The following is a 21,962-nucleotide window of genomic DNA, read 5'->3' on the forward strand; positions in this document are numbered from 1 at the left end:
ACTTTCTAGTTACGGCGCCCGCGCCCTCCGCGGCCGCCCTGCTGACCGCGGCCCTGGCTGCGGCCCGCGCCCCGCGGGCGACTACCGCGACCACGCAGGCTCGAGGCACCCCCGCCGAAGACGGGGCGGGCATCGCCGATGGAATCCGTGGCGCCCTCGGGAATATCGAGGGCCTCGAATAGCTCGGGGGAGGTAGAGAACCACTGGGGCGGTTCCGGCTGATCGAGCTTGAGCTCATCATTGATCAGCGCCCACTTGTGCAGCTCATCAAAGCCCACCAGGGTGACGGCCGTTCCGGTGTGACCGGCGCGGCCGGTGCGGCCAATGCGGTGCACATAGGTCATCGGATCGTCCGGGGTCTGATAGTTGATCACATGGGTGACATCATCGATGTCGATACCGCGGGCGGCCACATCGGTGGCCACCAGGATCGTGATGCGTCCCTCGCGGAACGCACTGAGCGAGCGCTCGCGGGCCGATTGGCCCATATCGCCGTGCACTGCTCCCACCGCAAAGCCATGGGCGGCGAGGTTTTCGGCCAAGGTCGCCGAGGAACGCTTCGTGCGGGTGAAGATGATGGTGCGGCCACGGCCGGGAGCCTGCAGAATGCGGGAAATAATGGCCGTTTTATCCATCTGGTGCGCCTGCATCACCACCTGGCGGGTAGAGGCGTGTGTCTGCGAGGACTCCGCCGACTCGGCCCGAATATGCACCGGCTTGTGCATAAAACCCCGGGCCAAGGTGATGATGGGGCCGGGCATAGTGGCCGAGAACAACATGGTCTGGTGCGCGTGGGTGAGCATGGCCATGAGCTTTTCAATATCGGGCAAAAAGCCCAGATCGAGCATCTCATCGGCCTCGTCGAGAACTAGGATCGCCACCTCGTTGAGTCGCAGCGCCCCGCGCTGGGCGAGATCAAGGAGCCGTCCCGGGGTGCCCACGACCACGTCCACGCCGCGTTCGAGCGCCGAAATTTGATCCTCATAGGGGGTGCCACCGTAGATCGCGAGTACCCGCACCGGCAGGCGGGCTGCGGCAGTGGCGAGATCCTCACTCACCTGCACCGCCAGCTCGCGGGTGGGGCAGACAATCAGGGCGCGCGGGGTGCCATCGAGCTCCGCGACGTCGGCGGCATCAAAGACACGATCAAGAAGCGGCACGCCGAAACCGAGGGTCTTGCCCATGCCGGTGCGGGCCTGGCCGATAATATCGGCGCCATCGAGCGCTAAGGGGAGCGTGAGCTCCTGGATGGCAAAGGTGTGGGTGATGCCCTTGTTGGCCAAGGCCTCCACGATCTCCACGGCGACGCCCAGCTCCGCGAAAGTCGGCGTGGTGGCATCCTTTGTGGCGGCTGTACTGCGAGAAGGTGGCGCCGCGGCGGGCGCGGCAGCGGCCTCTCTAGCCGCAGGAGGAGCAGTCGCCGCAGCCTTCTCGGAAGGTGCCGGTGCGGCCTCAGCTACCTGCTGGCGCGTGGTGTGGCGACGCACTCGGCGGCGGGAACGCCTCGAACCGGCAGAGCGAGGCTGATCGTGGGCGGTGGAAGATCCTTGGTCAGACACATCTATAGATACTAACTGTCCTGCCACTAGTATTGGAGACTGCCTCAGTGCACGGTGGCAGAGAACTACTATCCTCACTGTGCATATGAGACGATAACCGTTAATTCATACGCACCGGCGCGGCAGCCTAGGCAGGTGCCGCGCCATCGTCACAGACATGAAAAGAGGGCATCTTTATGGACATCAAAATTGGTTTCAATGACAGCCCACGCGAGCTTGTTATCTCCACCGATCGCGCCCAGGATGAGGTGCTCGCGCAGGTGCAGCAGGCACTCGCTAGCGCAGAGCCGAGCTCTGTGACTCTGGATGATGACAAGGGCCGAAAGTATGTGGTCCGTAGTAGCTCGATCGCTTATGTGGAAGTCGGTTCCACACACGCTCATCCAGTGGGCTTTATCAACTAACGCAGCCGACAGGCGCAGCGCGCAGGATTACGAGGCAGAAGGAGTAGCGAGTCATCGACGAGAGAAGATATCTACGCGGCCAGGACGGGGAGGACCGCCCCGACCGCTATAACGCGTGGAATAGCGACGATGACATCGCTGCCCCGCGCCACCACAGGCCGGAGCCGGACCCCTCGCCGGGACGGCATGAAGCAGCGGGGGAGCGTCGAGAAGCAGAAGAGTCCAATGACTCCTTCTTCGTGCGTTTTGCCCGCGACTATGGCTGGCGGGCCTATGCCATTCCGGTGCTGGCGATCATCACCGTGTGGGTGCTCGTCGACATCATCCACCAGCCCGCCGATACCACACCCCCTACCGCCTCCTCTGTCCCACCGGCAGCCACGAGCACAGGTCGCGACGAAGCGCGCCCACCGGTGCCTAATCCCGCGGATCTCGCGTTTGTGACCGAAGGCGGGCAGCTACCCGCAGGCGGGCCCTATACCGAAGACGGGCGCGGCACCTACCGCATGGTGGGCGCCCCTGGTGCCGAAGCCGGGGCGGGACGCCCGCGCACCGTCACCTATGTGATCGAAGTGGAAGAGGGGCTCAACCCCGCCCACTATGGCGGCGATGATGGCTTTGCCGCGATGGTGGATGCCACCCTGACCAATCCCAAGGGCTGGACCGCCGATCCCGAGTTTGGCTTCAAGCACATCGACAATCCGGACAAGGCCGATCTACGCATCCAGCTGAGCAGCGTGAACACCACGCATAAGAGCTGCGGCGCCAACCTGGGCATGGAGACCTCCTGCTTTACCTCCGACGGCAATCGCGTGGTGCTCAACGAATCCCGCTGGGTGCGTGGCGCCCGGCCTTTCGCTGGCGATCTCGGCGCCTATCGCCAATACCTCATCAACCACGAGGTAGGACACGGTATCGGCTATGCACAGCATGTGCCCTGCGGCCGCGATGGCGCCCTCGCGCCGATCATGATGCAGCAAACCCTCAGCCTCTCCAATTCGGAGCTGAACAAGATCGACCCCAACGAGATCTACCCCGACGATAACGCCACCTGCAGCTATAACGCGTGGCCCTATCCGAACGGCAAGAAGGAATAAATTCGGTGACTCTCACACCGCGGCCGCTGCCCCCTGGGGCGACGGCACGTTATGCCCGCCATCTCTCCCTGCCCGGAATCGGGCTGCAGGGGCAGCAGAAACTCTATGGCGCCTCGGTGCTGGCGATTGGTGCCGGCGGGCTCGGCAGCCCGGTGATTGAATACTTAGCCGCGGCCGGGGTGGGGTGTCTGGGCATTATCGACGCCGACGAGGTGGACCTGTCCAACCTGCAGCGCCAGGTGGTGCACCGCACCAGCGATATCGGCACCCCGAAGGTGCAGTCCGCGGCGCGCTTTGCCCGCGAGCTCAACCCCGAGGTGGAGGTGCGCACCCACCACTGCGCACTCACGGCCACTAATGCCCTCGAGATCCTCCGTGCCTACGACATCGTGGTGGATGGCTCCGATAACTTTGCCACCCGCTACCTGGTGGCCGATCACTGTGCCGAGCAGTCCATCCCGCTGGTGTGGGGCAGCATCCAGCAATTCGGCGGGCAGCTATCTGTCTTCGCCGAGGGCTATACCCTGCGCGATATTTTCCCCACCCCGCCGCCGCCCGGTAGCGCCCCCAACTGCGCCGAGGCCGGCGTCTTTGGCGTGCTGCCCGGGGTGATCGGCACCATGATGGCCACCGAGGTAATCAAGCTCATCACCGGATTCGGGACCCCGCTCATCGGCCGCCTCGCCACCTGGGATGCGGCGAATAACAACTTCAAAACCTTCTCCTTTTCCCCGCACCCGGAATCGGCGGCGCTGCGGCACCGACCCGTGGTCGAGGCATGCGGGCGGGGAGACGGCCCAGCACCGACGACAGCTGATGCTGCCGCGGTGGATGCAGCCACCCGCGATAGCGCCGATGCCCAGGAAGGACACAGGATGGATTCCCAGAACACACCCCGCGACGCCGATGCCCCCAAGGAGCCGGAACACCGCTCGATGGAGGAGCTGCCCGCCCTGCTCGAGGAGGGCATGATCTCGGTGGATGTGCGCGAACCCATCGAATGGGAAGGGGGAGTGCTGGGAGAGAGCCTGCTCGCCCCGCTCTCGCGGCTGCGCGCCGGGGACCTCGGCCAGGTCGCCGAGCTGGATCGCGCCCAGCCGGTGGCGCTGTATTGCAAAGCGGGAGTCCGCTCCGAAGAGGCCGCCCGGATCCTGCTCGCTCATGGTTTCGAGCGCGTTATCACCCTCGATGGGGGCATCATGTACTGGTGGATGAACCAGTAGAAGGCGCAGCTGGGAACGCAATCTCGCCTGTGGCCGTGGTGTGCGCGCCGGGCGGGTGGGGTGCAACGCTAATCTAGGGGCTATGACTGACACCACCGACTCGACACCCGTGGGCTCGGTACCGGGGCACGTTTTTGAGGCTTTCCGAGTGCCCACCCATCACATCGCCGCCGCAGAGCGACTCGGCGCGGCGTGGGATAACGGCATCAAATGCGGAAACGTGGTGATTTCCCGCGCCCCCTCGGCGTCTTTTGCCGCGTGGTCGGCCAAGCTGCGCGATAGCCTCAACCCCCGTGGTGTGCGCCTAGTGCGGCCGGTGCGCTCCACCGATGGGCGCGTGGTGATCTCGGGATTCCGGGCGAACGCCTATGTGGTGGGCGAACCAGCGCAGCGCGTCGATGAAACCGTGGGCGCGGCCCTGCTCCTCGCCGATGCTCTCGCCGAGGTGCCGGTGCCCCAGTGGGTGGGCCGCGATATGCAGCAGGTCGACGATGAAGCCAGCATCTTTCAGCTGGCTGATCGTGCCACGTGGGCAGAACAGCCGGCCGAGCTATTGGCCCGCGCTTTTGAGGGCGATCGCCCCGCCAGCGGCCACGAGGTGGAGGCGCTGAGCGCCGCCGCGGAGCTACATCGGCGGGTGCCCGAGATTCCCCTCGAGGTGCAGCTGGGCCACGCGGACATGCTGGGTACCACCATCTTCTCCGGGAGCCAGGCGCCGATTGTGACTGAGATCGTGCCCGTGGCGCATCCGCATGCGTATACCGCAGCGCTGACGATGGTGGACGGCATCATCGCCGATGCCGTCGATATCGGGGTGCTGGATCGTTTCTCGCATCTGCGTTATCTCGACGCCCTGGCCGCCCGCGGGGTGCTCTATCGCCTCTATGTGCACGCGCTGCACCCAGCGAGCCGCCCCGCACACAGCCGCCGCATTGTGGCGTTGGCCCGCGAACTTGGCGAGCGTCTCGACGCCGACTCCTAGCCCAAATTTCCCACCCGCATTCTTCGAATGTGTGTTCTTAGTTGTTGAGGGGCAATTCGCTGTGAGTGTCCACTACCTCTGCAAGAATGATGGGCATGAATAGCACCCCGCAGATGGCCCCACCGCCGAACCCTACGGTGACAGTCACCTACCCCGGTCCGCGAGATACCCCTCGCAGGACGTGGTCTGCGGCCGTGCACGAGCTGGTGCACGCTGAGCTGACAGGCACCGTGAAGCTCATCGGCGCCGCCAACACGGGTGTGAGTTCCGCACTGAGCGATACGGTGGTGGGTTTGATCAATGCGGGGGTGGATCCGGCGGAGATTGCGCTGATCACCACCGCCAAGGAGACGGCAAGTTATCACCGCAGCGAGCTCTCTTCTCTGCTGGGCGGCCGCGCTGAGGGCTTTGCCTCCGCCGGAACGCTCGTGCGCTCTATTCACTCCCTGGCTTTCGCCATTGTCCGGGCCGCGCGCCAGCGCGATATCGGCACCTCGCCCCGCATGATTACCGGCGCCGAGCAGGATGCCGTGATCCGCGAGCTTCTCGACGGCCACCGCGAGCGCGGCGGCGCCTATTGGCCGGAGGAGCAGCACGAGGCACTCGAGCTCGTCGGATTCGCCCGCGGCCTGCGTGACTTCCTGCTGCGTGCCCAAGAGCGCGGTTTAGGTGCCGCGGACCTCGAGCAGCTCGGCGAGGACTGGGACCGCCCCCTCTGGACTGCTGCGGGGCAGTTTTTGCGGGAGTATCACCACACCATGGCACTGTCTGGCCAGGACTCGCTCAACGCCTCCGAGCTGCTGGCCGAGGCTCACCGCCTCATCGTTGATGATGAGCAGCTCGCCCAACAGGTGGCCCGCTCAGCGCGGTATCTGCTGGTTGATGACGCACAGAATCTCGATCCCAAGGCAGCTGGGTTGATCGAGGCGCTCACCCCGCACACCACGCTCATGGTGCTCGGCGGCAACCCCGAGCACTCCGTATTCCACTTCCGTGGCGCGGATCCCGACTTCTTCCTCGACTACCACGCCGAGCACACCATCGAGCTGACAGAGCCTCAGGTGCAGGCGCGCTCGCAGTATGTGGTGGCCGCCGATGCCCGCAGCCACCACGACTTCATCGCGGACCGAGTACGCCGCGCTGGGCTGCTCGACTCGGTGGCGTGGCGCGATATCGCAGTGATCGTGCGCAGCTCTGGGGAGATCGGTAGCCTGCAGCGGGCGCTCTTGATCGCCGGTGTGCCCGTGCACGTGGACAACTCGGCGATGGTACTCAAGGAACAGCGGGTGGTATCGAGCCTGCTCATCGCCGCGCGGAGCCTGCTGAGCCGTATCAGCAGCACCGAGCTGAGCGAGCTCATCCTCGGCCCCGTCGGTGGCGCCGATCCGGTCACCTATCGCCGCCTGCTGCGCGGTGTGCGTGCCGCAGAAAAACTCCACGGCGGTAGCCGCCGGGCCATCGAGGTACTCGAGGATCTCCTGCTTCCCCAGGCACCGGGCTATACCGCCCCGGAAAACGCCGAGATTCGCGATAGCCTCACCGAGCGGGAAACCCAGATTTTGCAGCGCACCACCGAGGTACTCGAGGCGGGGCGGGCGGCCTATGAACGCGGCGAGTCCGTTGAGGCGGTGCTATGGGCGTTGTGGGAGGCGACCGGTCTCGCCCAGCACCTGCAGGCGGTCTCGCTTCGCGGCGGAGCGTCCGGCTCCCAGGCGGATCAGGATCTCGACGCTGCCATGGCCTTGTTTGATACCGCCGGCGACTACACCGAGCGTCGCCCCGGGGCCTCCTTTTCCAGCTTCATCTCCTATATCGATAGCCTCGATGTTCCTTCGCTCACCCGTGAGCGGCGCGGCGCCAAAACAGATGCCGTCACCATTCTTACCGCCCACTCGGTCGTGGGCATGCACTTTCGCCTCGTGATCGTTGCAGGGGTTAATGAAGGTGCATGGCCGCAGCTGGGAGAAACGGGCACCCTATTCGGCCAGGAAGAGTTAATCAATCACACAGACGAGGACATCGACCCTGGGGTGTATGTGACCCACACGGCCGAGCGGGAAGCAGAAGAACGCCGTCTGCTCAGCTTGGCCTGCTCCCGAGCGACTGAACAGCTCTACATCATGGCGATCGATGACACGGAGAGCGAAGATGGAACCACCGAGCCCTCCCGTTTCCTCGCTGCCACCCCGGTGAGCATGCGGGTGTATAGCGCCGAGACTGCCGCCGGCACATCTGAGGACGCCGGGGCGGTGCGCGCCATTCATCCGCGTATGCTGTCCACCTCGAGTGTGATCGCGGAACTGCGGCGCACCCTGGAAAATCCGCACGCTCCCGCAGCGGATCGCGAGCATGCCGCATATCATCTCGCGCGGCTAGCGGAGGCCGGCGTGCTGGGGGCCAGCCCGCAGGAGTGGTGGGGCATGCGTGCGGCCTCTACTACTGAGCCTTTGGTGCGCGCCGGGGAGACCATCCGTTTATCTCCCTCCGCCATCGAAAAGAGCCTAGATTGCCCCCTCAACGGCACCGTGGCGAAGTTCGCTGACTCCGCCAGTGGCAGCCCCCAAATCACCGGCACGCTCGTGCACGCCTTTGCCGAAGCCATTGATAATGGCGCCGAGGAGAGCGTGGCGCGCGAGTTGGTGGAGCATGCCTTTACTCAGCAGCTCGATGATGCAGAGTGGAGAAAGGATGCGGAGATCGCTCGGTTTAGCACCATGCTCGATAAAACAGTGTCGTGGATCCACTCTGCTAATGCCGCGACCACCTTGGTGGGTACCGAGCGACAGGCATGGGTGCGCGTCGGCCATCTCACAGAGGGCGAGCATGATGTGATGATCTCCGGCCGGCTGGATCGTATCGACCGCAGCGGCGATAGCCTGCGGGTGGTGGATTATAAGTCCTCCGCCCAGGCCATTGCCCAGAAAGAGGCCGCCGATCATGCGCAGCTCTCGGCCTACCAGGTGGCCGTGGCGCACGCCCGCCTCGATGCGGAAGGGAATCTCGCCACCCGCCGCCCCGAGGACCCTGAACTCGAGCGAGAAGGGGCCGTGCTGGTCTATCCCGGCACCAGCACGAAGAAGATCACCACCCGCGAGCAAGCACGGCTCGATGAAGAGCAACTCGCTGCTTTTGAGGACACGCTCATGGCGCTGGCGCGGGAGAAAGCACAGCCGCGGGTGCGGGCTCAGCTCAATGAGAAACAGTGCACGTATTGCACGTTGAAGGCGGTATGCCCGGCACAGGATCAGGGAAGGAGCATCTTCAATGCCTAAGCAGAACAATCCGCGGCTGTCTCCCCGTGAGCTCTCGGAGCGACTGCAGCAGCCCTATGCACCGACCGAGCAGCAGGCAGCGGTGATCGGTGCGGAACAAGGATCACTGCTGGTGGTGGCCGGTGCCGGCGCCGGTAAAACCGAAACCATGGCGGCGCGCGTGGTCTGGCTGGTGGCCAATGGGCTGGTGCGCCCCGATCAGGTTCTGGGACTCACCTTCACCCGGAAGGCCGCCGGCCAGCTGGAACAGCGCATCCGCCGGAACCTCGCCACGCTGAAAAACACCCTCGGGCTCGCCGTGGATGAGCAGGGCCGTGAGCTCAGTATCGAACCGAAGGTAGCCACCTACGATTCCTACTGTGGGGATCTTGTGGCCGAGTACGGCCTCTTGCTGCCCATCGAAACATCTGCGCGCCTGATCACCGAGACCGAGCTTTACCAGTACTGCTATGAGGTGGTGCGGGAGCACTCCACCGCGATCGCCAGCGATCCCAGCGTCAGCTCGGCTATCGACTCCACCCTGGCGTTGATGTCCGCACTCGACTCCCACCTCGTCGATCCCGCGGATCTGAAGGAGGCGCAGGACGACTATATTTCGCTCATCGACGGGCTCGAGACCAGCTCGCGGCAGAAAAAGCAGTACAAGTCGGGGAATGTCGAAAAACTTGTCACGGCGATGACGAAGCGCCAGGACTATCTGCCGCTGGTGCAGGAACTGCGGCGGCGCATGAAGCGCGATAATGTGGCCACCTTCGCGCAGAAGCTTTCTGCGGCGGCCCGCATTGCCCAGAAATATCCCCAGGTGGGCTATCGCGAACGCCGGAAATTCCGGGTGATCATGCTCGATGAGTACCAGGACACCTCCAATGCCCAGCGGGTGCTGTTGTCCCATCTTTTTGGCAATACCGACCGCGCGCTGAGCATTACCGCTGTGGGCGATCCCATGCAGGCCATCTACGGCTGGCGTGGCGCCACCTCCACCAATCTGGACCAATTCGCCACAGACTTTCCCCGCATCGCCGAAGATGGCGACACCTCGCCGGCGCCGAAGAGCCAGCTCACGACCTCGTGGCGCAACCCGAGTAGAGTGCTCGAGCTGGCCAATGCCGTCTCCGCCTCCGTGTTGGAGCGTGATGGGCAGCAGCGCAGCGTCGAAAAGCTCAGTTCCCGGCCACAGGCCGCGGCGGGCGATATCGCCCTCGGATGGTTTCGCACCTATGAGGAGGAAGTGGAGTATGTCGCTGGACGTCTTGCCGAACGCTTCCAGGACAAGCAGGAGGCGGGAGAGCGCTTCACCGGCGCCGTTCTGGTGCGCAAGAACCACCACATCGCCGCGATGGCGGCAGCCCTGGCCCAGCGCGGTATCCCCTATGAGATCGTTGGCCTCGGCGGGCTGCTGGAGGTGCCGGAGGTAGCGGATGTGCTCGCCATCGCCACCATGCTCGTCTCGCCGGAGAATAATGAGGCCGCGGTTCGCGTGCTGTGCGGCCCGCTGGTGAATCTCGGGGTGCAGGATCTCAAGGCGCTCCACCGCCGCACCGAGAATATTGCCGGCCGGGTGAACTCCAGTGGCGAGCTAGAAGAGGATGAACGGCTCGACTCGCCCGATCCGCTGGAGCGACTCCGCGCCGCCATCGACCAAGCGCTCAGCGATGAACCCGATGCCCATGTGGGGCTTGTCGACGCCATCGCGGACCTCGGAGAGCCGGAGCGCTATAGCGAGGAGGGCTATCAACGGCTCGCCGAGCTCGCCTCGAAGCTGCGCTATCTGCGCTCCTATTCGCTCTCCAAACCGCTGACGGACATTATCGCCGATATCGAGCGGGTATTTTCCATCCGTACCGAAGCACTCGTGCGCCGCGATCCGAACAGCGATGGCAGCGCCGGGGTGGCGCATCTGAACCAGCTCGCCGAGAAGGTGGCCGAGTTTAGCCGCACGCCTGGGGCCTCCTTGCAGTCCATGCTGAGCTACTTTGAGCTGGCGAAGGAGCATGAGCGTGGGTTTGACCGCGCCGAGATCGCCGTCCACAGCGACCGCGTGCAGCTGCTCACCGTGCACAAAGCCAAGGGCTTGGAATGGGATACTGTCGCGGTGCTGCACTGCGATAACAGCACCTACAACGATGGGGAAACCAGGCAGAAAAGGTTTGATAACTGGCTCAACTCGGTCGGGGAGCTGCCCCCCGTGCTGCGCGGCGATGCCGTGATTACCGATATCGCCGGGGTGGAGAACCCCAATGGCGTGCCGGTGCTGGACCTCGAGGGAGTCACCACCCAGAACGAGGCGGACGCGGCGATCACCGAACACCGCGATGAATTATGGCGAGGCTATCTCGATGAGGTGGTGCGCCTGTTCTACGTGGCCATCACCCGCACCGAAAACACGCTGATCGTCAGCGGGGCGGCGCACGCCGATCCGGCCAGCAGGGAGACCACGCCCTTCGAGCACTTCACGGCGCTAAAAGAACTCGCCCCCGAGTCTGTGGTGCACTGGTACGACAGCAGTGAGAGCGAGGAGCCGGATCCTGCCGCCGCCACCGCCGAAGAGAGCACCACCCCAGCGGCCGAGGCGACGGATCTGCGCTTCCCGCGGCTGTGGAAGGAAGAAAAGGCCCAAGCGCTGGCGCGCAACCACGGCATCGCCAGCTATAGCGAGGACATTCTCGATGCGGCGGCCACGGCCGTGGAGGCGGCCCGCCACCGCCGCTGGGAGGATCTTCCCGCCAACTCCAGTGAGCTCAGCCAGTTGTGGCAGCAGGAGGTGGAGGCGCTCATCGCCGAACACGAGGCCGCCGCTCGGCCCGTGGTGGAGGTAGAGCTCAGCCATGAGCTCTCCACCTCTGATCTGGTGTCGCTGAAGTCCAGCCCCGAGGATTTCGCCCGCCGCCAGCACCGCCCGGTGCCCTTCAAACCCAATGCCTATGCCAAGCGGGGCACGGCGCTGCACCAGTGGATCGAGGATCGCTTCGGCGCCACCTCGCTGCTCGATGATGAGCAACTGCCCGGGGCGGGGGAGGAGATCGATCCCCAGGGCGTGGAGCTCGAGCAGTTGAAGGAGAAATTCCTCGCCAGCGAGTGGGCGGAGCGCACCCCCACCTATGTGGAATACCCCTTCGAGATCTCACTCGGCGGCAGCATGGTGCGCGGGCGCATCGACGCCATCTTCCACTTCGGTACGGACGAGGAGTCCGGCTGGTGTGTGGTGGACTGGAAGACAGGCCGCCCGCCCACAGGCGCGGACATGCAGGCAGCGCAGATCCAGCTGGCCGTGTACCGGCTGGCTTGGGCGCGGCTGCTGTCGCGGCGATATGGTCGAGAGATCGATCCGGACTCGGTGCGTGCAGCCTTCCACTACATCGCCTACGATCACACTCTCGAACCGAGTAAGCTACCCGATGAGAATGAGCTCGCCGCGCTGGTGCACACTGACGGTATCGGCACGACAGACTGAGCGTGTGCAGCCGGCGAGTGCCCACCACTGATGACCCCCGCAACCAAGCAGCAAGGATATAGCCGTGGCGAGAATGCGTAAAAGGTTCGGATCCCGAGCCCGCGCGAGGCAACCCGTGGTACGCCGCCCCACCGAGCTGGATGATCTGCCGGACTATGCACTGCTGAATATCATCCGCATCCCGGAGGACAGGCGCTCCTCGCCGTGGCTGCTCATTGCGCGCCGCGTGGTGTATGCCATCGTGCTTATCCTCACGGTGACGGTGATCGTGTACTTCGATAGCGGCGGCTATACCGAACCGCTGTCCTTTCTCGATGCGCTGTACTACTCGGTGGTGTCGCTCTCTACCACCGGCTACGGTGATATCGCCCCGGTGACAGACCGGGCCCGCCTCCTCAACGTCATTGTGGTCACCCCGCTGCGTATCGCCTTCCTGATCCTCTTGGTGGGCACGACGCTGGCGGTGCTCACCGAGGAATCCCGCCGCACCCTACAAATCCAACGATGGAGGAAGCGCTTGCGCAATCACACAGTGGTCATCGGCTACGGCACCAAGGGACGCTCCGCAGTCACCGCGCTGCTGGCCGATGGTGTGCCGCCCGGACAGATCGTGGTGGTTGATACCAACCGCCAAGCACTCGAGCGCGCCTCGGGGCACAATCTCGTGACGGTCCAAGGCAATGCCACGAAATCCGATGTGCTCAAGCTGGCCGGAGTCTCCCGCGCCCGGGCCGTGGTGGTGGCACCCAATCAAGACGATGCCGCAGTGCTCATCACCCTCTCGGTGCGTGAAATCGCTCCCTCGGCGATGATCGTGGCATCGGTACGCGAGTCCGAAAACCTGCACCTCGTGGAGCAATCCGGCGCCGACTCGGTGGTGATCTCCTCCGAGACCGCCGGCCGCATGCTGGGCTTGGCTACCGTCACCCCTCCCGTGGTGGAGATGATGGAAGATCTTCTCTCCCCGGGCGAAGGCTTTTCCATCGCCGAGCGCATGGTCAAAGAAGACGAGGTGGGCGCCAATCCCCGCCACCTGGCCGATATTGTGCTGGGCGTGGTGCGCTCCGGCAAGCTCTACCGCATCGACGCCCAAGAGGCGGAATCCGTCGAACCCGGCGACCGGCTGCTCTATGTGCGCCGCGTGCTTTCCGCCGATATCCCCGATACCGAGCCGCCGCGCGGAGAAAGCACCTAGCCCGTGCCGGATCAGTCTGCCGATCGCTACCTTCTCGTTGGCCCGCACCACATCATCGCGGCACAGCTCGACGCGGCCGAGCTGCGCCGCTGCGGCATCAGTGCTGAGGCGATGCGACAGCGAGTGAGCGTCGATACGCACCGCCAGCTCTATGCCGTGCAGGCCGATGCCGCCGCCCTCGAGCGCGCCGCGGCAGCGGGAGCACGGCTGTGCGGCCCCGGTGATCCCGAGTTCTGGGAGGGCTCGATCGCCGGGGAAGGGGAGCTGCTGCGCGCCCTCGCCCTAGTGAAATCCAAGGCCAGCACTCATTTTCACCCCGCCGATGGCTCCGCCTTGGACTATGCCGCCGACTCCGCCCAGGCGCGGGGCAGTAGTGGCTGGGTGTTTCCGCGCATCGACCCTGCCGTGATTGGCGTGGTGGAGCTGCAGGACCAGCACCGCATCCTCGTCGGGCGCAATGCGCAGCGCTCGCAGTATTTTTCGCTCATCGCCGGCTATGTGGAACCGGGCGAGTCGATCGAGGCCGCCTTCGTTCGCGAGGTGCTGGAGGAAACCGGCCGGCGTCTCGGCGAGGTGCGCTATGTGTCCAGCCAGCCCTGGCCGCTCTCGGGCTCGCTGATGCTGGGCATGTACGGCACCACCGCCGATGTGGAGGCCCACTGCGCCACCGATAATGAGCTGCGTGAGACCCGTTGGGTGAGCGCGAGCGATATTCGCGAGCAGCGCTTCCCGCAGCCGCGCGTGGGCTCGATTGCGCACAGCATGATGCATGCCTGGGCAGCAGGTAGGCTCTTCGAGGCGCTGCGCGCCTCAACAACCAGAACTCAACCCTAGGGAAGGTGCTTTTCGACGCCATGTTCAGCCTCGATGACCTCGACGAGGACCAGCGCCGCGCCGCCGCGGCGCCCCGCGGCCCCGTGTGCATTCTGGCCGGCGCGGGCACCGGCAAAACCCGCACCATCACCTATCGCATCGCCAATCTCGTGAACGAGGGCATGGTTTCGCCCAACCGGGTGCTGGCGGTCACCTTTACCACCCGTGCCGCGGCGGAGCTGCGGGAGCGGCTGCGCAGCATGGGGGTGGCGGCCGTGCAGGCCCGAACATTCCACTCCGCCGCCCGCCGCCAGCTGGCCTATTTTTGGCCCTCGATCGCCGGGGATCTGCCGTGGCGGATGCTGGACAATCAATTCGGCGCGGTGGCCCGGGCGGTGCGGGCGGTGGGCCTGGATACCTCCACGGAATCCATCCGCGATGTGCTGGGCGAAATCTCTTGGGCCAAAGCCAGCCTGCTCACCCCCGAGTCCTATCCCGCGGAGGTGGAAAAGACGCTGCGCACCGCCCCGGCGAATCCGGCGAAGATCGCCCAGGCCTATGAGCGCTATGAGCAGCTAAAAAACACCAAGGACGGGGTGCTGCTCGACTTCGATGACCTGCTCATCCACGTCGCTGGGGCGCTGGAGAACGCGCCCGCGGTGGCCGAGGAGTTCCGCGATCAGTACCGCACCTTCGTGGTTGATGAGTACCAGGATGTCACCCCGTTGCAGCAGCGGGTATTGGAGGCGTGGCTCGGGGATCGCAGCGATCTCACCGTGGTGGGCGATGCCAACCAGACCATCTATTCCTTCACCGGCGCCACCCCGCGCTACCTGCTGGATTTCCCGCGCCGCTATCCCCAGGCCACCACCGTGCGCCTGCAACGCGACTATCGCTCCACCCCGGAGATCACCTCCGTGGCCAATAGCGTGATCGCGCGCGCCAGCGGCCGCATCGCCGGCACCCGGCTGGAGCTGGAGGGGTTGCGCCCCTCGGGGCCCGCGCCGAGTTTTCAGTCCTACCCGGATGAATCCGCCGAGGCCCGTGGGGTGGTGGAAAAAATCCAGCAGCTGATGCAGGAGGGAGTACCGCCCTCGGAGATGGCTGTGCTCTTTCGTATTCGCGCCCAGTCACCCATCTACGAGCAGGCGCTTGCCGACGCCGGCATCCCCTACCAAGTCCAGCAAGGCGAAGGCTTTTATGAGCGGCCGGAGGTGCGCCAAGCGATGGCGCTGCTGGTGCGCGCCGCGCAGAAGTTCAACCGCCAGATTCAGGTGGAGCGCACCGCTGGTGTGGCCGAGGAGGAGCTGCAGCGCATCGGGCCCAGCGGCGTGGAGCTCACAGGCTATGTGCGCGATCTGCTTGCCGATGTGGGCCTCAGCGAGAAGGAGCCGGAAGGCGCGAAGCAGCGGGAGCGCTGGCAGTCGCTGAAGGCGCTGGCGGATGTGATCGAGGATCTCGCCTCCTCGCATCCCCACTGGGGATTGCAGGCCGTGATGGATCAGGTGCATCAGCGCGCCGCCGCGAAGCAGGATCCCACCGTGCAGGGCGTCACCCTCGCCACCGTGCATGCCGCCAAGGGCTTGGAATGGGATGCCGTGTTTGTGGTGGGGCTGGTGGAAAAAACCATTCCGATCAGCCACGCCATCAAGGCCGGCAACGAGGCGATCGAGGAGGAACGCCGCCTGTTTTATGTGGGCATTACCCGCGCCCGTGAGCATCTGAGCTGTTCTTGGGCGCTGGCCCGCAAAGAGGGCGGGCGTGCCTCGCGGAAGCGAAGTCGCTTTCTTGATGCGGTGGTGCCGGAGGTGGATCTGTCCTCTGTGCCGCCGCGCTCCAAGCGCTCCAAGCGCTGCCGCGTCTGCGGCACCACGCTGCTGACCCCGCAGGACAAGGTGGCCGGCCGCCACGAGGACTGCCCCTCGGGGGCGGATGCGGCGATCTTTGAGCGGCTCAAGCAGTGGCGTCGCGCCGAGGCCGAGGAGCTCAACGCCCCCGCCTATATCGTGTTCACCGACGCCACCCTCACCGCGATCGCCGAGGAGATGCCCTCCACCAAAGCCGAGTTGCTGGATATCTCGGGGATCGGGCCGATGAAGGTCGAGCAATTCGGGGAGTCGCTCTTGCAGCTTCTCGACGAGCTGCGCTAGCCCTTACTTGCCGTTCGCGGCCGCGGCCGCCGCTGGGAGGCTTCGAAGCACACCGGGCAGATCGGATGGGCCGCCACCGTGTCTTCCTGCACCGCCGTGTGGGTGACCGTCCAGCGGGTGCCGGCGCGCACCAGCTCCGGCTGGCTGCCCTCGTGGATCGCCTGGACGAGGGCGGCGATGACTGCCGCGGTGGCGGTGGTGGTGATGGGGCTGGGCTGTAGTTTGTGCGGGACGCGCTGGGCCACGATATCGGACCATGCGGGATCGGCGTCGCTGCGATAGAGCTCCATGCATAAGGGACACGGCCCACGAGTGCCGCGGCGCATCGGGCCGATGCAATAGTGCCCGTCAATCACGTCCACCACAATCAGCGGCTGCTCCTCGGCGATGAGCTGGGTGAGCAGCGGGGCGAGGAAACGGTGCTGGCTGATCTCATCAATCACCAGCACCGGGTGGGTGGGCAGCTGCGCAATATCGTGCACGAAGGGGGCCAGAAAATCTGGGTGCTGGGGCTGGTGCAGGCTCACGCCCGTGGCGCTGAGCACGCCCGCCACCTGGGTGGCGAGGGGAGAGCGCCCGATGAGGCTCGCGGTACGGCCGCTGTCGGGGCAGGCTTCGAGGATGCGGTGCTGGAGGAGATCGTCGATAAGCGAACGCGCCGCACTGCCGGCCATACCGGCGTCTTCGAGCCAGGTGCTGAGCTGGGTGCGCGGTGTTGCCCGATGGACGCGGCGGAAGCAGCGGGCAATGGCGGCGCCCATGACGGGGCTGAATTCGTCGATGACCACCGCGGTCTGCGGGTTTTGCCCGAATTGCAGTGCCCCGCAGGGGCGGATGAACACAGAAATACCCTCGCGCAGGCGCACGGTGGCGCGTGGTGCCGCGGTGTCGTGATGCTCCGCTGGTGCTTCCATAAGACGTTCCCCCCGAAACCCCGTTCTGCACTGGCTGCGGCCGACGCCGCCGTGTCTGGGGATAGTTCTACTACACTCACCCGCCCCGCGCAGCCGAGCGGACTACACTGGCGTGCTTGTGAGTACAGAGCAGCCCGCAGTGACAGTCATTCGATCGGCGCGAAGAAAGAAAACCGCAGCCATCGAGGCCCGCGGCGATGGCTATGTGGTGCGCATTCCCGCCCGATTGACGGCGCGCCAAGAGCGCGAGATGGTGGCCTCCCTGCTGCGCCGGGTCGAAGCGAAGCGCTCCCGCGGCCAGCTCAAGGATGACACCGCCTTAGAGCGCCGCGCCGCGGAGCTCAATGAGCGCTATCTGGAGGGGCGGGCGCGGGTCAGTTCCATCCGCTGGGTGCATAATCAGCGCCGGCGTTGGGGATCCACCACCCCCGCCGATGGCACGATCCGGCTGAGTCACCGGCTGCAGCCACTGCCCAGCTATGTGGTGGATGCGGTGATCGTGCACGAAATGGTGCACACCTTCGTTCCCGGTGGCCACGGCCCCGAGTTTCGGCAGTGGGTAGAGCGCTACCCACACACGGCAAAAGCTGAGGGCTTTTTGGAAGCCCTCAGCTTTATGGACGAGCGCCCGCTCCGCGAGGAGGGGTCGGATACCTAGCGGAGGCTAGGCGTCGCGGCCGCTGTCCTTATCATCCTCGTCCTTATCGTCGCTGTCCTGAGCGTCCGCATCCTTGGCGTCCGCATCCTTGGCGTCCGCATCCGCAGCGCCGGAGTCCGTGTTCTCGGCCTCGCGGGCGAGTTCCTCTTCGAGCTTGGCGATCTCGGCGATGGGATCGAAATCGCCGGAGTCCTCGGAATCCAGCAGGCCATCGATGAACTCGGCGGAGTTATCCAAGTCCTCGGCCACGGGCAGGAAGTCGGGGTGATCCCACACCGCGTCGCGGCGTTCGATACCCACAGCGGTTTCCACGCGGCGCCACAGCTCCTGGGCCTCGGCCACCTTGGGGGCAGCGAATTCGATGCCCACCACCTTGGCAAAGGCCTTTTCGGCGGAGCCGCCGGTGGCGCGTCGGCGGCGCCATGCCTCATTCATCGCCGCGGTCGAGGGCACGCGATCGCCCATGGCTTCGGTGACCACGAGTTCCACCCAGCCCTCGACGAGCGCGAGCATCGTTTCCAAACGGCTGACCGCGGCGGCGTTGCGGGAGGTGACCGTGGGGGAGAGGTCCATGCCCTGCAACCGGGCCATGGCCTCCTGGATGCCCTCGGGGTCCTGGGCCTCGGTCTGGATTTCGCGCATCGCCTCTTCCACATTGGAGGTGTCGATCACGAGACCGGCGGCGTACTCCTCCACCGAGGAAACGAGACGCTCCACCAGCCAGGGCACGTGCTTGAAGAGGCGCTGCCGGGCGGCTTCGCGGGCGCAGAGATAGACCAGTGCTTCCTGGGCGGGCACCCCGAGATCCTTGGACATGGTCTGCAGATTCTGCGGCAGCACCGCGGTGGTATCGCGCGGGGCCACGGGCAGCCCAAAGTCCGAGCCGGTGAGCGCCTGGGTGGCGAGCTCGCCGAGCGCATTACCCAATTGCATACCGAAATTCATGGAGGACATCCGAGAGAGCATGCCGCGCATCGGCGCGATCATCTCCTTGGCCTCCTCGGGCACATTATCGAATTGCGCCTCGTTCATCTGCTCGGCCACAGGCGTCACAAAACGCTTCCACATGGGCAGCGTGTGCTCGAGCCAATCGTGGGCGTTCCACGCCTGCACCGAGGCTTCCGAGGTGGGCAGCTGGGTGGCGTCGTCAAGCCATAGCTCCGCTAGCCGCACCGATTCCCGGACGGCCTCGGCGTCATTCGCCCGTACCGGGCCCGGCGATCCCGCAGCTTGGCGGGCGATACGCTCGGCAAGGCTATAATTCACCGGCCCCTCCGAGTTGGGGTCGTTCATACTCGAGCCCATATCGCTGAGCATCTGCCCAAACTGGTTGAGCATGTCGCCTAAACCACCGGATACAAACTTGGGGTCATCCCCCGAGCCTCCGGAAAAGAACATGCCAAAGGGCGATTGGTCATCCCGACGGCGGTCATCGTCATCGTCTTCATTACCAAAAGAAAATCCAAATCCGTTACGGCTCATGGCACCAAATCTACCGCGCACGGAGTTGGGCTTGCTAGCGAGACAGCCACGCTGAGAGCGAACAGGGCGCGAGCCACGAGTGTTGAAGCCTCGTGCTGTGGGGAAGGTAATGTGGTCAGTCGTGAATCCTCGTAAGCGCACCTTGACCTACGGCGCCATTCCAGTGGTGGTGCTCGCCGTGCTCGCCAACCTCGATCACGTTCCTGGCACCGATATCTCGCTGACAGTGCCCTATGCCGCCGAGGGGCCCGGCCCGACCTACGATGTGCTCGCGGAGTTTTCCGGGGAGCCGGTCGTGGAGATCACGGGAGCGCCCACCCAGACGACCACGGGCAGCCTCGATATGACCACGGTGGTGGTGCGCCACAATATGTCGCTGGCCCAAACCATGGGGCGCTGGCTGTTCAGCGATGACACGATCGTGCCGATCGAGGCAGTGTTTCCGCGGGATAAGACGGAAGAAGAAGTCCGTGAGATCAACCAGCAGGCCTTTGTGGATTCCGAATCGGCGGCGGTGGTGGCGGCGATGGGTTATCTCAACCGCCCCACCGAGGTAGAGGTGCTCTCCGTGGCCGAGGGCTCCGCCGCCGAGGACAAGGTGCAGCCAGGCCAGGTGCTGCTCGCGATCGATGACACCCCAATGACCACGCCCGAGCAGGCCCGCGAGGCGGTGCAGTCTCATGAGGTAGGCGATGAGGTCACCGTGACCCTGCGTGATGAGGACGGCACAGAACAGAGCGTCACCGTGGAGCTGGGGGATAACCCCCGCGCCCCGGGCACGCCACTGCTGGGCATTGTGATGAGCGCGGTTCCGGGCGATAACCTCGATGTGGATTTCCATCTCGAGGACGTCGGCGGCCCCTCCGCGGGGCTGATCTTCACTCTCGCCGTGGTGGAGAAGCTCTCTGCCGAAGACATCAATGCCTCCTTGCATGTCGCCGGCACCGGTACCATTAGCAATGACGGCACCGTCGGCCCCATTGGTGGCATTCAGCATAAGGTCACCGCCGCCCACCGAGATGCCGGCGCGGAGGTATTCCTCGCCCCGGAAGCTAATTGCGCGGAGGCGCTCAAGGGCGATCACGGCGATATGGACATCATCAAGGTCACCGATCTCGCCGGCGCCATCGAGTCCATGCAGGCCTATAAAAATGGCGGCGACTATCCCACCTGTGACTAGCCGCCGCTTGGGCCTTCGGCCCTAGGACGCGGAGTTCTTAGTCCTCGGAGTCCGCGTTGTTCTCCTCATCGTCGGCAGCGGCCGCGTTATCGGAGTCCTGCTCCTCGGGCTCCGTCGGCTCGCTCTCCGCGGTCCCCGGCTTCTCGGCAAGCCCCAGTTCATAGATGCGCTCTTCCGGATCCACATCATCGGTGGACACCATCTGCTGCAGAATCAGGCCCTTGTCCTTATTCACCACGGTGACAATCGCCGTGGTGCCCATAATGGACCAGCCGACCACGCGATCCTCGGACTTGTCCACCACCTGCGAATTCGAAAACTCGGTCAGCGCCTGCATCACCGACATCGACTTCGGCTTGGAACTCATGAACTGGAACGTGCCCACCTTCGGGCCGGTGCACGTGATCGAATTCGGCAGGCCATTCGGCTGGCAGTCATTGAGCTGCTCAAAGAGCTCCCGCGGCGCCAGATCGCCGTACTTCTCATAGGCCCTACCGATGGAGGCATCCTTAAAGTCCCGTGTATCGGTGCTGCTCGTTGTGCTTGTCGACGCCGTCTCGGTGCTGTCGTCGCTCTCTGCCGAGGATGTTTCCGAGGTACGGGTCGAGGTCGTGGAACTGGAGGAGCTCTCCGCTACATCCGAGGCCTCGCCCGAATCCGAGCATCCCGCCGCCGTGAGCGCAGCAGTGAGGGCGAGTGCCATCAGGGGCAGAATCCGAGAATCTTTCATGACAGTGTTTTTCCTCCGCGTGGATGCACAATCGATGCGCACGCTATATAAGAACATTGACCTAGAGCACAGCGCACCACCCATGCTAGTTCACGCATACCGGCCGCTTGGAATCTTGTGCCCGCGGTGGGAGCGGGGCCTAGTCCACATTCTCCTCGAAGGAATAGCGCAGCGCGGCAATCACGCCCGGGGCTACCCCGGCGCCGCCGCGGAGCTCAATATCGTCCTCCGCGAAGGCCCCCTTGGCCTCCAGCTCCTCCTCGGTGGGGCGCAGCTGCAGCAGAGTCAGATCGCTTCCGCCGCGCACCACACCAGAGAATAGCCGCGCCGGGCGGGCCGTCGTATCCGCGTGCTCTGCGCTGTCTTTAAACATGATCTCTTGGGCGAGCACCGCGCCCTCCACGCCCTCGGGCCACATGATGCGGGCGATATAGTCGCCGAGTTCCTCGGAGCCCGGCTGGATGTGCTCGGGAAGATTATCCTGCACCACGAGAACGAAGGGCGAGTCATCGATGTCCTCCGGGAGAGCGTCGATAAGCCTCTCGCGAGGAACGAGTGCGAACAGGGTAGGGGTGGCGTCCCAGCCCTCGGCGTGGATGAACTCGACTGCCTCCAGCATGGCCTTGTTGAGGGCCTGCGGCAGAAGATAGGTGGCTGCAGATTCGTCGTGATTGCTCATGGCTTCCTTGGATTACGTAATGTGGTGAACTGTCTATGCAGTTTTGGTAGATATGAGTGTGAGATGTGCCGGAGCTGGGTGTGGCTGCGGGACGTCCTCGAGCAGCATGAGGGGGTCCGCAAGCATCACTATGTGCACCGCATCCGCTGGCTGGCCTCGCCCACGCTCGCACG

Annotated in this window: 16 protein-coding genes; 11 read left to right on the forward strand and 5 right to left on the reverse strand. The window is 64.8% G+C overall.

Translation table 11 applies throughout. The features are described from left to right. Positions 1 to 5: 5 nt before the first annotated feature. On the reverse strand, positions 6 to 1,313 hold the full coding sequence (locus KRX12_RS09515; protein WP_218365303.1) for a DEAD/DEAH box helicase: 1,308 nt from the start codon (positions 1,311 to 1,313) through the stop codon (positions 6 to 8). A 422-nt stretch (positions 1,314 to 1,735) separates the two neighbouring features. Between KRX12_RS09515 and KRX12_RS09520 the strand changes: the two genes are divergently transcribed. The 9 genes from KRX12_RS09520 (at position 1,736) to KRX12_RS09560 (ending at position 16,146) form a co-directional block, all read left to right on the forward strand. After that, the gene (locus tag KRX12_RS09520) at positions 1,736 to 1,963 is read left to right on the forward strand and encodes a DUF3107 domain-containing protein (protein ID WP_218365209.1); all 228 of its coding nucleotides are present in this window, start codon (positions 1,736 to 1,738) and stop codon (positions 1,961 to 1,963) included. A 239-nt stretch (positions 1,964 to 2,202) separates the two neighbouring features. Beyond that, complete coding sequence (locus KRX12_RS09525) at positions 2,203 to 3,060, forward strand: DUF3152 domain-containing protein (RefSeq protein WP_218366464.1); 858 nt, start codon at positions 2,203 to 2,205, stop codon at positions 3,058 to 3,060. Between the two features lie 5 nt (positions 3,061 to 3,065). After that, complete coding sequence (locus KRX12_RS09530) at positions 3,066 to 4,283, forward strand: ThiF family adenylyltransferase (protein WP_370625574.1); 1,218 nt, start codon at positions 3,066 to 3,068, stop codon at positions 4,281 to 4,283. Between the two features lie 82 nt (positions 4,284 to 4,365). Next, a complete protein-coding gene (locus KRX12_RS09535) occupies positions 4,366 to 5,265 on the forward strand; it encodes a TIGR02569 family protein (RefSeq protein WP_218366466.1) in 900 nt (299 codons plus the stop codon). Positions 5,266 to 5,360: 95 nt separating this feature from the next. After that, entirely contained in the window at positions 5,361 to 8,537 is a 3,177-nt protein-coding gene (locus KRX12_RS09540; protein ID WP_218366467.1) for an ATP-dependent DNA helicase, read from the forward strand. Then, entirely contained in the window at positions 8,530 to 11,988 is a 3,459-nt protein-coding gene (locus KRX12_RS09545) for a UvrD-helicase domain-containing protein (RefSeq protein ID WP_218366468.1), read from the forward strand. Before KRX12_RS09540 ends, KRX12_RS09545 begins: the two co-directional genes overlap by 8 nt. 73 nt (positions 11,989 to 12,061) lie before the next feature. Further along, entirely contained in the window at positions 12,062 to 13,183 is a 1,122-nt protein-coding gene (locus KRX12_RS09550) for a TrkA family potassium uptake protein (RefSeq protein ID WP_151529602.1), read from the forward strand. A 3-nt stretch (positions 13,184 to 13,186) separates the two neighbouring features. Then, on the forward strand, positions 13,187 to 14,017 hold the full coding sequence (locus KRX12_RS09555; RefSeq protein WP_370625575.1) for an NAD(+) diphosphatase: 831 nt from the start codon (positions 13,187 to 13,189) through the stop codon (positions 14,015 to 14,017). 20 nt (positions 14,018 to 14,037) lie between these two features. Next, positions 14,038 to 16,146 (forward strand): ATP-dependent DNA helicase UvrD2, encoded by a 2,109-nt coding sequence (locus KRX12_RS09560; RefSeq protein WP_218365203.1) that lies wholly within the window; start codon positions 14,038 to 14,040, stop codon positions 16,144 to 16,146. Here the strand turns inward: KRX12_RS09560 and KRX12_RS09565 are convergent. Then, a complete protein-coding gene (locus KRX12_RS09565; protein WP_218366469.1) occupies positions 16,143 to 17,060 on the reverse strand; it encodes a TOMM precursor leader peptide-binding protein in 918 nt (305 codons plus the stop codon). The two genes, KRX12_RS09560 and KRX12_RS09565, sit on opposite strands and share 4 nt — an antisense overlap. A gap of 118 nt (positions 17,061 to 17,178) precedes the next feature. Here KRX12_RS09565 and KRX12_RS09570 point away from each other — a divergent pair, with 118 nt between their 5' ends. Further along, a complete protein-coding gene (locus KRX12_RS09570) occupies positions 17,179 to 17,718 on the forward strand; it encodes a SprT-like domain-containing protein (protein ID WP_370625576.1) in 540 nt (179 codons plus the stop codon). A 6-nt stretch (positions 17,719 to 17,724) separates the two neighbouring features. Here KRX12_RS09570 and KRX12_RS09575 read toward each other — a convergent pair whose 3' ends face one another. Beyond that, positions 17,725 to 19,200, reverse strand: a complete 1,476-nt coding sequence (locus KRX12_RS09575) for a zinc-dependent metalloprotease (protein ID WP_218366470.1) — start codon at positions 19,198 to 19,200, stop codon at positions 17,725 to 17,727. A 121-nt stretch (positions 19,201 to 19,321) separates the two neighbouring features. Between KRX12_RS09575 and KRX12_RS09580 the strand changes: the two genes are divergently transcribed. Further along, complete coding sequence (locus KRX12_RS09580; protein WP_370625577.1) at positions 19,322 to 20,380, forward strand: PDZ domain-containing protein; 1,059 nt, start codon at positions 19,322 to 19,324, stop codon at positions 20,378 to 20,380. Between the two features lie 37 nt (positions 20,381 to 20,417). On the opposite strand, the gene KRX12_RS09585 is transcribed toward KRX12_RS09580, so the two are convergent. Together KRX12_RS09585 and KRX12_RS09590 are read right to left on the reverse strand one after the other, a co-directional pair. After that, complete coding sequence (locus tag KRX12_RS09585) at positions 20,418 to 21,110, reverse strand: hypothetical protein (protein WP_218366472.1); 693 nt, start codon at positions 21,108 to 21,110, stop codon at positions 20,418 to 20,420. A gap of 139 nt (positions 21,111 to 21,249) precedes the next feature. Further along, positions 21,250 to 21,789: a PPA1309 family protein gene (locus KRX12_RS09590; protein WP_151550039.1), complete on the reverse strand. Its 540-nt coding sequence runs from the start codon at positions 21,787 to 21,789 to the stop codon at positions 21,250 to 21,252. Positions 21,790 to 21,962: the final 173 nt, after the last annotated feature.

The sequence above is a fragment of the Corynebacterium sp. TAE3-ERU2 genome (assembly GCF_019209955.1).
GTDB lineage: Bacteria > Actinomycetota > Actinomycetes > Mycobacteriales > Mycobacteriaceae > Corynebacterium > Corynebacterium megadyptis.